This window comes from Staphylococcus sp. FSL W8-0304, from assembly GCF_038006565.1.
GTDB lineage: Bacteria > Bacillota > Bacilli > Staphylococcales > Staphylococcaceae > Staphylococcus > Staphylococcus epidermidis.
Map to the genome: position 1 here is coordinate 2323930 of NZ_JBBOVL010000001.1, position 12312 is coordinate 2336241.

The window sequence follows — 12312 nt, forward strand, 5'->3', positions numbered from 1 at the left end:
ATACCTCCTATTTTATATGTTCTCTTAATAAATCAGCTCTTTTTTCATTTACTGTTCTATTATCATCGTCATCTATTAAAAATGGTGACTGTATTGCTACCATTAATTCATTAAATTTAAAATTTTCAAGCAAAATATAATTCAAATCAATACCTAGTTTCACTTCGCTCAAACGATATGAGGCTTCTTCCATAGAAATAATTCTACTGTTTTGTAGTACACCTAATGATCGATAAACTCTATCCAGTGTCTCTACAGAATTGTGTTTATCAAGTCTTTCTCTTATTTGCTTTTCTTCATTTATAATTTGATTTACAACTTCAGTTAAGTTATCGATAATGTCTTCTTCTGTTTTCCCTAGTGTAAGTTGGTTTGAAACCTGATAAATGTGACCATATACTTGTGACCCTTCTCCGTATATACCTCGAATTGTAAATCCAAAACGATTAATTGTTTGTGCAATTCTGTTCATTCTTTTCATAATGGAGAGTCCAGGTAAATGTAACATCACACTTGCACGCATTCCTGTACCAATATTAGTAGGACAGGTAGTTAAATATCCTAAATGCTCATCATAACTAATGTCTAACGCTTTATCTAATTCATCATCAATTTTAGAAGCGCGTTGATATAAATCCTTTAGCGATAAATCAGTTCCTAGAGCCTGTATTCGTATATGATCTTCTTCGTTTATCATAACACTTACCGATTCATCATCATTTAACATTACTGCTGAAGCAGGTTGTTTCACTAGTTCAGGACTCACAAGATGTTTCGCAACCAATTTCATTTTACTTTGTTGATCCATCGTATCTAATCGATTTAAAGTTAAGTTGGAAAGCGCATCTTGAACTTCATTTATCACTCGATATCCTTCTTGCTCTGAAGGGAACATAAGTGGGTGGACATGGTTTTCAAGATTTCTAGCTAATCGAATTCTGGAAGAAATAATAACAGGTGTCTCCTCAGACATCTTCATCCACTCACTAATATTAGTATGGATATTACTCATCATGAGACACCTCGCTCTCACTTTTTAAAGCTTTAATTTCATCACGAACAATCGCTGCCTCTTCAAACTCTTGACCATCTATCAATTTATTTAGATATTTTGATTTTTCTTCAATTTGCTTTTTTATTGCAAGTTTCTTATACGATGATTGTGGTGTTTTTCCTACATGTTCAAATTGACCACCTTGAACACGTTGAACTATATCAATGATGTCTTCTTTAAACGTAGCATAACAATCAGCACACCCAAGCTTACCAACATGTGCAATATCCTTAAGTGTCATCTGACACGTTGGGCATTTTTTTTCTTCTTTAAATGCCATCTCATGAAAATTAATACCATGTTTTGCAGCAAGGTGTTGAAGTATCTGTTTCACTACAAATGCTTCTTCTATATCGTCTTGGTGTGTATGATACGTATTATCATCGTTAGAATGTAACCAGGGGTTTTCTCCTTGGGCACATACTGAACATACCCATTTTTCATGCGTACTATCTATACCTTTAACAGTAAGTTTAACTTCCGCTTCATTAAAATGGCAATTTTCACAAAGCAATTTTAAACACCTCACCTAACCTAGTAATAATTAATAACTGGTAGTAATCGTTTTAAGATATTAGCTCTAATAATATCGCGTGCAACAACATCCATTTTTAAAGTTTCTCTATCAATAATGGTCTGTATCATTTTAGCTTCTCTTTCATTGATCAAACCTTTATCTAACAAACCATCTATGACATAATACCCTTGTTGTTGAGAAATAGATGGACCTATTAATTGTAGTAAGTGATTAATATAACCTGTAGCATCTTTATTTTCAATTTTAGTGATTCGAATGTAACCACCGCCACCACGTTTACTTTCTATTTCATAACCATGTTCATTAGTAAAACGTGTCTTAATAACATAGTTAAGTTGAGAAGGAACACAATCGAAACGTTGAGCAATATGAGCGCGTTGTATTTCTACAACATCTTCATCTGCTTCTTCAAATAACCGCTTAATGTATTGTTCTATGATGTCGGACATATTGTGCATAGATATCACCTCTTTTTTGACCTTCTTTGACTATATTATATGACCATCTTTGACCTTTTTCAACCAATTTGATTTTAAAATTTCAAATTAATGATGTTAGCGTGTTCATTTTGTTGTATGATAGAAAATAGAAAAAATTTAAAGGAATGAAGAAATATGCATATTGTGATTGGGATATTAGGAATCATTTTCTTTTTAGCACTCGCAGTTTTATTTAGTTCAGACAGAAAAAATATTCGCTGGCGATATGTTGGATTGCTATTAGTAATTCAACTAATATTTGCATTTATATTACTTAAAACTAATTTGGGAATTTCAGTTATTGGGAGTATTTCAGATGGTTTTAATTATTTATTAGCTAAAGCAGCGGTCGGTGTCAATTTTGTATTTGGTGGCTTTAAATTTATTGATCCTAAACAACCACCATTCTTCTTTAGCGTTTTGTTACCTATTGTTTTTATTTCAGCATTGATTGGTATATTACAATATACACGAATACTTCCACTAATTATTAACTTACTGGGCTTTTTAATTTCAAAAATTAATGGAATGGGCCGTTTAGAATCTTACAATGCGGTCGCGGCAGCAATTCTAGGACAATCTGAAGTCTTTATCTCATTAAAAAAACAATTACCTTACATACCTAAACAACGCTTATATACATTAACTGCTTCAGCGATGTCAACGGTATCAGCATCAATTATAGGCGCTTATTTTACACTTATTGAACCAAAATATGTTGTTACTGCAGTAGTGCTTAACTTGTTTGGTGGTTTTATCATTGCATCTATCATTAATCCTTATAAAGTCAATGAGGAAGACGACAAATTATTAATTGATGAGAACGAAACAAAAAAACAATCTTTCTTTGAAATGCTTGGGGAGTATATACTAGATGGATTTAAAGTAGCAGTTATTGTAGGCGCTATGCTGATAGGTTATATTGCAATTATTGCTTTATTAAATGGAATGGTGAGTGGAATCTTAAGCTTTATGTCTGGTGGTGCTATTCAATGGAACTTCCAAACGCTTATTGGATTTATTTTTGCACCTTTCGCTTTCCTAACTGGAATACCGTGGCAAGATGCAGTTCAATCTGGTTCAGTAATGGCTACAAAATTACTATCTAATGAATTTGTAGCAATGCAAGATTTAGGTAAAGCGACTGGATTATCGGAACATGCTAAAGGAATTACCTCTGTCTTCTTAGTATCATTCGCAAACTTTAGTTCAATTGGTATTATTTCAGGAGCTATTAAATCATTGAATGATGAAAAAGGTGACGTTGTTGCTCGTTTCGGAATAAAATTATTATTTGGTGCAACACTTGTTTCGTTTATATCAGCGGCTATTGCAGGATTCTTCATCTAATAACATACGTAGATTTAAGCAAGAGTAACGTTTTGTTTCTCTTGCTTTTATTTTAATTCAAATCGTAAAGATACATTTTTTTAAATTCTGAGCTTCTTCAATGACACTCAATCTGTCAATGTATTGAAAAAGCCTGAGACAAGTGTTTGTCCCAGGCTTCTTTAAATGATTTAAATATTAGAATTTTGACAAATAATTAGAACAATCAATCGTTATCTCATACGTAGAGTAAAATAATCTACAATTTATAAAACTTCTTTCAAAATAAATTGTTAAATTTTATAGAGAGTAATTTGTAAATCAAATATTACAAAATGATTAATGTTTAATCATATGTTCAATAAAATACTTAGTGATACGATAATCATCAGTTAGTTCTGGATGGAAAGAAACACCGAGATATTGTCCTTGTTTGACAGCTACTATTTTATCTCCAACTTTACTAAGTATTTCCACTCCGTTATCCACTTTAGCAATATGAGGTGCTCTAATAAATACTCCCTCAATATCATTTGCTATCCCTTTAATATCAAGTTCAGATTCAAAGCTATCGACTTGTCTACCGAATGAATTACGCTCAACAGTTATGTCTAATTTCTTTAAATAACCAGACTCATTTTCAACATTTTTTGCAAGAACGATTAGTCCAGCACATGTTCCAAACATTGGCATATCTAAATGTTGTAACTTTTCTTTAAATCCATATAAATCCATTAAACGACGTAATGTTGTTGACTCTCCACCAGGTAATATTAGACCATCAATTTCATCTAGCTGCTCTACTCTTTTTATAGCAATGCCTTCATAACCACTTAATTCAATATGACGAATATGTTCACGTACAGCACCTTGTAAGGCTAAAACACCAATTTTAATCATTACCAACCACGCTCTTGCATTCTTTCTTCTAGTGAAATTTGATTAATATCTAGACCTTTCATAGCCGTACCTAACTCACTTGCCAATTTTCCAATTAACTCATAATCTTGATAATGTGTAGTAGCTTGAACGATAGCTTTAGCAAATTTTTCAGGATCTTCAGATTTAAATATACCTGAACCAACAAATACACCATCTGCACCTAATTCCATCATTAGTGCTGCATCCTGAGGCGTAGCAACACCACCAGCTGCAAAATTAACTACAGGAAGACGTCCATTATCTTTAATTTGTTTTAATACTTCATAAGGTGCACCCAAATCTTTTGCAAATGTCATAATTTCATCATCGTTCATAACTGTTAAACGGCTAACTTCAGAATTAACACGTCGCATATGACGAACAGCTTCAACAATATTACCAGTACCAGGTTCACCTTTCGTACGCAACATCGCCGCACCTTCACCAATGCGTCGTGCTGCTTCACCTAAGTTACGACAGCCACACACAAAAGGAACTGTAAATTGATCTTTTCTTAAATGATATTCTTCGTCTGCAGGCGTTAGTACTTCAGATTCATCTATATAGTCAACACCCATCGATTCTAAAACTCTCGCTTCTGTAATATGACCAATTCTGGCTTTAGCCATAACAGGAATTGAAACAGCATTCATAACTTCTTCAACTATTTTAGGATTCGCCATACGTGCAACACCACCAGCAGCACGAATATCTGATGGTACACGTTCTAATGCCATTACGGCAACAGCTCCGGCTTCTTCTGCAATTTTCGCTTGTTCTGCATTAACGACGTCCATAATGACACCGCCTTTTTGCATTTCAGCCATTCCTCTTTTCACTCGATCTGATCCTACTATTTTAGACATACTACTTACCCCTTTTCTTATTGATTAAATATATTTTACGAGATAAACTGATATTTAAAAAGGTTCAATTTGTACATAAAGATAGGGGTCAGTTAATTGAAAGTAAATCAACCACTTTATTTATCGTTATATGAAAAGTTAAAAAATCAAATTATCGAAGGTCAATATCAATCAAATGATAGATTTCCATCTAAACGACAGTTAAGTAACTATTTATCTGTTAGCCACACTACAATAGAACATGCATATCAATTACTTGTAGATGAAGGTTTCATTTATTCGAAACCTAGATCTGGATACTTCGTTTCCGATATAGAATCATTGCCAGTGATACATCGACAAACAAATCAATTAAACACTGATAACTTAGAAAAGAAGCAACGACAATATAAATATGCTTTTAATTTAGCTGAAATTGATTCTGAAAGTTTTCCTATGCATATTTTTAGAAAATATGCGAAAGACGTTTTTGAAGATCATCAGCTATCACTATTACAACGAGGTGAGCGTCAAGGAGAATATATTTTAAGGCAACAAATTTCACATTACTTATTTAATAGTCGTGGCGTCACTTGTCACCCAAATCAAGTTATTATTGGATCATCAACAAGCCAGTTACTCGATATGATAACCAATTTACTAAAAAAAGAAGAGTTTATTATTGAACAGCCAAGTTATCCACCAATTAAACATACGCTTGATAAAAAAGGTATAAGTTATATTCAGGTACCAGTTGAACAAAATGGAATACAAATCGATCCTATTTTACATACAAATAACAATATTTTATATATAACACCTTCTCATCAATTTCCAACTGGTTATGTCACCAATTTAAAAAAAAGAACGCAATTAATCAATTGGTCGCATCAAGCAAAGCAAAGATATATTATTGAAGATGATTATGATTCAGAATTTAGATATTTTGGCAAACCCATACCTGCATTACAAAGTTTAGACACAAAAGGAAAAGTCATTTATATTAGTACTTTCTCAAAATCTTTATATCCAAGCTGTAGGATTGCATATATTGTTTTGCCACAAAATTTAATGAACAAATATAATAATCAAAAATATAAAGAGGGAAATACAGTGCCAGTGCACATTCAACACATGGTTGCTCAATTCATGATAAGTGGGAAATTTGAAAGACATTTGAATAAAATGCGAAAGATTTATAGAGATAAACTTGATTATATTTTAAAACGATTAGAGCCATACAATACTCAAATAAAGATTGAAGGCGCACTAACTGGAATGCATTTTACAATAACTGTTAATAATGGAATGTCGATGAAACAATGTTTAAAAAATGCGAAAAAAAATAATTTAAAATTAAAACCTTATCATTACGAAAATTATTCTAAAGCTTATCCAAAATTTATTTTAGGATTTGGAGGGATAAAAAAAGAAGAATTAGAAGATCATGTTAATGCATTAATTCATTCACTCGTTATATAAATAATAGACTTTAAGAAACTTTAAAATGCTTTAATTATTGTTACGATACACAACAGTAATTAAAGCATTTAAGGTTAAGGTTAGATATGCTACTTAACCTTTATAAGCCACAAATGAAATTACCTCACCTCTTATAAAAGTTATTAAGTAGCTAATTTATTTATCAATACTTTCCTTTTAGAACTCTTTTCATATAAAAAAAGAGACCTTTCGGTCTCGATTAGGCTCATCGCATCCATACAATATTTGCCTGGCAACGTCCTACTCTAGCGGAACGTCAGTCCGACTACCATCGGCGCTAAGGAGCTTAACTTCTGTGTTCGGCATGGGAACAGGTGTGACCTCCTTGCCATTGTCACCAGACAAATGAATGATTATACATTCAAAACTAGATAGTAAGTAAGTTTTGCGTCGCAAAACGCTTTTAAAAAAATTGATTAAGTCTTCGATCGATTAGTATTCGTCAGCTCCACGTGTCACCACGCTTCCACCTCGAACCTATTAACCTCGTCATCTTCGAGGGATCTTATAACCGAAGTTGGGAAATCTCATCTTGAGGGGGGCTTCATGCTTAGATGCTTTCAGCACTTATCCCGTCCATACATAGCTACCCAGCTATGCCGTTGGCACGACAACTGGTACACCAGAGGTATGTCCATCCCGGTCCTCTCGTACTAAGGACAGCTCCTCTCAAATTTCCTACGCCCACGACGGATAGGGACCGAACTGTCTCACGACGTTCTGAACCCAGCTCGCGTACCGCTTTAATGGGCGAACAGCCCAACCCTTGGGACCGACTACAGCCCCAGGATGCGATGAGCCGACATCGAGGTGCCAAACCTCCCCGTCGATGTGAACTCTTGGGGGAGATAAGCCTGTTATCCCCGGGGTAGCTTTTATCCGTTGAGCGATGGCCCTTCCATGCGGAACCACCGGATCACTAAGTCCGTCTTTCGACCCTGCTCGACTTGTAGGTCTCGCAGTCAAGCTCCCTTATGCCTTTACACTCTATGAATAATTTCCAACCATTCTGAGGGAACCTTTGAGCGCCTCCGTTACCTTTTAGGAGGCGACCGCCCCAGTCAAACTGCCCGCCTGACACTGTCTCCCACCACGATAAGTGGTGCGGGTTAGAAAGCCAACACAGCTAGGGTAGTATCCCACCAACGCCTCCACGTAAGCTAGCGCTCACGTTTCAAAGGCTCCTACCTATCCTGTACAAGCTGTGCCGAATTTCAATATCAGGCTACAGTAAAGCTCCACGGGGTCTTTCCGTCCTGTCGCGGGTAACCTGCATCTTCACAGGTACTATGATTTCACCGAGTCTCTCGTTGAGACAGTGCCCAAATCGTTACGCCTTTCGTGCGGGTCGGAACTTACCCGACAAGGAATTTCGCTACCTTAGGACCGTTATAGTTACGGCCGCCGTTTACTGGGGCTTCGATTCGTAGCTTCGCAGAAGCTAACCACTCCTCTTAACCTTCCAGCACCGGGCAGGCGTCAGCCCCTATACATCACCTTACGGTTTAGCAGAGACCTGTGTTTTTGATAAACAGTCGCTTGGGCCTATTCACTGCGGCTCTTCTGGGCGTGAACCCTAAAGAGCACCCCTTCTCCCGAAGTTACGGGGTCATTTTGCCGAGTTCCTTAACGAGAGTTCGCTCGCTCACCTTAGAATTCTCATCTTGACTACCTGTGTCGGTTTGCGGTACGGGCACCTGTTATCTATCTAGAGGCTTTTCTCGGCAGTGTGAAATCAACGACTCGAGGAAACAATTTCCTCTCCCCATCACAGCTCAGCCTTATGAGTGCCGGATTTGCCTAACACTCAGCCTTACTGCTTGGACGTGCACTCCAACAGCACGCTTCGCCTATCCTACTGCGTCCCCCCATCGATTAAAACGATACTAGGTGGTACAGGAATATCAACCTGTTATCCATCGCCTACGCCTGTCGGCCTCAGCTTAGGACCCGACTAACCCAGAGCGGACGAGCCTTCCTCTGGAAACCTTAGTCAATCGGTGGACGGGATTCTCACCCGTCTTTCGCTACTCACACCGGCATTCTCACTTCTAAGCGCTCCACATGTCCTTGCGATCATGCTTCGACGCCCTTAGAACGCTCTCCTACCATTGTCCAAAGGACAATCCACAGCTTCGGTAATATGTTTAGCCCCGGTACATTTTCGGCGCAGTGTCACTCGACTAGTGAGCTATTACGCACTCTTTAAATGATGGCTGCTTCTAAGCCAACATCCTAGTTGTCTGGGCAACGCCACATCCTTTTCCACTTAACATATATTTTGGGACCTTAGCTGGTGGTCTGGGCTGTTTCCCTTTCGAACACGGACCTTATCACCCATGTTCTGACTCCCAAGTTAAATTAATTGGCATTCGGAGTTTGTCTGAATTCGGTAACCCGAGAGGGGCCCCTCGTCCAAACAGTGCTCTACCTCCAATAATCATCACTTGAGGCTAGCCCTAAAGCTATTTCGGAGAGAACCAGCTATCTCCAAGTTCGATTGGAATTTCTCCGCTACCCTCAGTTCATCCGCTCACTTTTCAACGTAAGTCGGTTCGGTCCTCCATTCAGTGTTACCTGAACTTCAACCTGACCAAGGGTAGATCACCTGGTTTCGGGTCTACGACCAAATACTCAACGCCCTATTCAGACTCGCTTTCGCTGCGGCTCCACATTTGCTGCTTAACCTTGCATCAGATCGTAACTCGCCGGTTCATTCTACAAAAGGCACGCCATCACCCATTAACGGGCTCTGACTACTTGTAAGCACACGGTTTCAAGTTCTCTTTCACTCCCCTTCCGGGGTACTTTTCACCTTTCCCTCACGGTACTGGTTCACTATCGGTCACTAGAGAGTATTTAGCCTTAGGAGATGGTCCTCCCAGATTCCGACGGAATTTCACGTGCTCCGTCGTACTCAGGATCCACTCAAGAGAGAATATGTTTTCGACTACAGGATTATTACCTTCTTTGATTCATCTTTCCAGATGATTCGTCTAACATGTTCTTTTGTAACTCCGTATAGAGTGTCCTACAACCCCAACAAGCAAGCTTGTTGGTTTGGGCTCTTCCCGTTTCGCTCGCCGCTACTCAGGGAATCGATTTTTCTTTCTCTTCCTCCGGGTACTAAGATGTTTCAGTTCTCCGGGTCTGCCTTCTGACATGCTATGAATTCACATGTCGATAACATGACATAACTCATGCTGGGTTCCCCCATTCGGAAATCTCTGGATCAACGCTTACTTACAGCTACCCAAAGCATATCGTCGTTAGTAACGTCCTTCATCGGCTTCTAGTGCCAAGGCATCCACCGTGCGCCCTTAATAACTTAATCTATGTTTCCACCATATTTTGAATAACAATTCAAAATAAATAGCTAAAACTAGTTATTAATCTTGTGAGTGTTCTTCCGAACACTAGCGATTATTTATGAATTCAAGCTTATTTAAAACTCTATTCACTCGGTTTTGCTTGGTAAAATCTTACTTACTTATCTAGTTTTCAATGTACAAATGAATGGTGGGCCTAAGTGGACTCGAACCACCGACCTCACGCTTATCAGGCGTGCGCTCTAACCAGCTGAGCTATAGGCCCATTATATAATTTGAATGCAAATAAACATTCAAAACTGAATACAATATGTCACGTTATCCCTCATCTTCGTAGAAGATGTTCCGAATATATCCTTAGAAAGGAGGTGATCCAGCCGCACCTTCCGATACGGCTACCTTGTTACGACTTCACCCCAATCATTTGTCCCACCTTCGACGGCTAGCTCCAAATGGTTACTCCACCGGCTTCGGGTGTTACAAACTCTCGTGGTGTGACGGGCGGTGTGTACAAGACCCGGGAACGTATTCACCGTAGCATGCTGATCTACGATTACTAGCGATTCCAGCTTCATATAGTCGAGTTGCAGACTACAATCCGAACTGAGAACAACTTTATGGGATTTGCTTGACCTCGCGGTTTCGCTGCCCTTTGTATTGTCCATTGTAGCACGTGTGTAGCCCAAATCATAAGGGGCATGATGATTTGACGTCATCCCCACCTTCCTCCGGTTTGTCACCGGCAGTCAACTTAGAGTGCCCAACTTAATGATGGCAACTAAGCTTAAGGGTTGCGCTCGTTGCGGGACTTAACCCAACATCTCACGACACGAGCTGACGACAACCATGCACCACCTGTCACTCTGTCCCCCGAAGGGGAAAACTCTATCTCTAGAGGGGTCAGAGGATGTCAAGATTTGGTAAGGTTCTTCGCGTTGCTTCGAATTAAACCACATGCTCCACCGCTTGTGCGGGTCCCCGTCAATTCCTTTGAGTTTCAACCTTGCGGTCGTACTCCCCAGGCGGAGTGCTTAATGCGTTAGCTGCAGCACTAAGGGGCGGAAACCCCCTAACACTTAGCACTCATCGTTTACGGCGTGGACTACCAGGGTATCTAATCCTGTTTGATCCCCACGCTTTCGCACATCAGCGTCAGTTACAGACCAGAAAGTCGCCTTCGCCACTGGTGTTCCTCCATATCTCTGCGCATTTCACCGCTACACATGGAATTCCACTTTCCTCTTCTGCACTCAAGTTTTCCAGTTTCCAATGACCCTCCACGGTTGAGCCGTGGGCTTTCACATCAGACTTAAAAAACCGCCTACGCGCGCTTTACGCCCAATAATTCCGGATAACGCTTGCCACCTACGTATTACCGCGGCTGCTGGCACGTAGTTAGCCGTGGCTTTCTGATTAGGTACCGTCAAGACGTGCATAGTTACTTACACATTTGTTCTTCCCTAATAACAGAGTTTTACGATCCGAAGACCTTCATCACTCACGCGGCGTTGCTCCGTCAGGCTTTCGCCCATTGCGGAAGATTCCCTACTGCTGCCTCCCGTAGGAGTCTGGACCGTGTCTCAGTTCCAGTGTGGCCGATCACCCTCTCAGGTCGGCTACGCATCGTTGCCTTGGTAAGCCGTTACCTTACCAACTAGCTAATGCGGCGCGGATCCATCTATAAGTGACAGCAAAACCGTCTTTCACTATTGAACCATGCGGTTCAATATATTATCCGGTATTAGCTCCGGTTTCCCGAAGTTATCCCAGTCTTATAGGTAGGTTATCCACGTGTTACTCACCCGTCCGCCGCTAACGTCAGAGGAGCAAGCTCCTCGTCTGTTCGCTCGACTTGCATGTATTAGGCACGCCGCCAGCGTTCATCCTGAGCCAGGATCAAACTCTCCATAAAAAATTATGATGTTTGATTAGCTCATAAATACTAAATAGTTTGTAACGTTTCGTTACTGTTTATTGGAATTAACGTTGACATATTGTCATTCAGTTTTCAATGTTCATCTCTAACCAACAAGAATTAATTATACACCTTTGATACAGTTAAGTCAATAAAAAATTCAAGCTAATTTATTAATATATTCTATTAATCCACAAAAAAATGACCAACAGGTCAAAAGTAGATTGCCTGGCAACGTCCTACTCTAGCGGAACGTCAGTCCGACTACCATCGGCGCTAAGGAGCTTAACTTCTGTGTTCGGCATGGGAACAGGTGTGACCTCCTTGCCATTGTCACCAGACAAATGAATGATTATACATTCAAAACTAGATAGTAAGTAAGTTTTGCGTCGCAAAACG

7 protein-coding genes, 1 tRNA gene and 4 rRNA genes are annotated in these 12312 nt (G+C 39.2%); 2 read left to right on the forward strand and 10 right to left on the reverse strand.

The annotated features are described in order from the left end of the window. Nucleotides 1-7: 7 nt before the first annotated feature. From NST35_RS11045 to NST35_RS11055, 3 genes are read right to left on the reverse strand one after another with little or no spacing between them, the layout of a single operon-like run. Nucleotides 8-1015, reverse strand: coding sequence for a protein arginine kinase (locus NST35_RS11045; RefSeq protein WP_002438663.1), 1008 nt, complete (start codon nucleotides 1013-1015; stop codon nucleotides 8-10). Beyond that, nucleotides 1005-1568, reverse strand: coding sequence for a UvrB/UvrC motif-containing protein (locus tag NST35_RS11050; RefSeq protein ID WP_002469112.1), 564 nt, complete (start codon nucleotides 1566-1568; stop codon nucleotides 1005-1007). Before NST35_RS11050 ends, NST35_RS11045 begins: the two co-directional genes overlap by 11 nt. 20 nt (nucleotides 1569-1588) lie before the next feature. Then, nucleotides 1589-2050 carry a CtsR family transcriptional regulator gene (locus NST35_RS11055; protein ID WP_001832288.1) on the reverse strand — a complete coding sequence of 154 codons (462 nt, stop codon included), beginning with the start codon at nucleotides 2048-2050 and terminating at the stop codon, nucleotides 1589-1591. Between the two features lie 156 nt (nucleotides 2051-2206). Here NST35_RS11055 and NST35_RS11060 point away from each other — a divergent pair, with 156 nt between their 5' ends. After that, complete coding sequence (locus NST35_RS11060) at nucleotides 2207-3421, forward strand: NupC/NupG family nucleoside CNT transporter (RefSeq protein ID WP_002438658.1); 1215 nt, start codon at nucleotides 2207-2209, stop codon at nucleotides 3419-3421. 318 nt (nucleotides 3422-3739) lie between these two features. Here the strand turns inward: NST35_RS11060 and pdxT are convergent, their stop codons facing one another. Next, nucleotides 3740-4297 carry a pyridoxal 5'-phosphate synthase glutaminase subunit PdxT gene (gene pdxT, locus NST35_RS11065; RefSeq protein ID WP_032594185.1) on the reverse strand — a complete coding sequence of 186 codons (558 nt, stop codon included), beginning with the start codon at nucleotides 4295-4297 and terminating at the stop codon, nucleotides 3740-3742. Nucleotides 4298-4299: 2 nt separating this feature from the next. Beyond that, nucleotides 4300-5187 (reverse strand): pyridoxal 5'-phosphate synthase lyase subunit PdxS, encoded by an 888-nt coding sequence (gene pdxS, locus NST35_RS11070; protein WP_001830030.1) that lies wholly within the window; start codon nucleotides 5185-5187, stop codon nucleotides 4300-4302. A 96-nt stretch (nucleotides 5188-5283) separates the two neighbouring features. Between pdxS and pdxR the strand changes: the two genes are divergently transcribed. After that, on the forward strand, nucleotides 5284-6648 hold the full coding sequence (pdxR, locus tag NST35_RS11075; protein ID WP_002458657.1) for a MocR-like pyridoxine biosynthesis transcription factor PdxR: 1365 nt from the start codon (nucleotides 5284-5286) through the stop codon (nucleotides 6646-6648). A gap of 248 nt (nucleotides 6649-6896) precedes the next feature. Here the strand turns inward: pdxR and rrf (NST35_RS11080) are convergent. The 5 genes from rrf (NST35_RS11080) to rrf (NST35_RS11100) all read right to left on the reverse strand — a co-directional run bounded on the left by rrf (NST35_RS11080) (nucleotide 6897) and on the right by rrf (NST35_RS11100) (nucleotide 12254). Next, nucleotides 6897-7011, reverse strand: a 5S ribosomal RNA gene (gene rrf / locus NST35_RS11080). Nucleotides 7012-7081: 70 nt separating this feature from the next. After that, nucleotides 7082-10003, reverse strand: a 23S ribosomal RNA gene (locus tag NST35_RS11085). Nucleotides 10004-10186: 183 nt separating this feature from the next. Further along, nucleotides 10187-10263 (reverse strand) — tRNA-Ile (locus tag NST35_RS11090). Nucleotides 10264-10359: 96 nt separating this feature from the next. Next, nucleotides 10360-11910 (reverse strand): 16S ribosomal RNA (locus NST35_RS11095). 229 nt (nucleotides 11911-12139) lie between these two features. Next, nucleotides 12140-12254 (reverse strand): 5S ribosomal RNA (gene rrf, locus NST35_RS11100). Together the 16S, 23S and 5S rRNA genes with 1 tRNA gene alongside form the textbook arrangement of a ribosomal RNA operon. Between the last annotated feature and the right edge of the window lie 58 nt (nucleotides 12255-12312).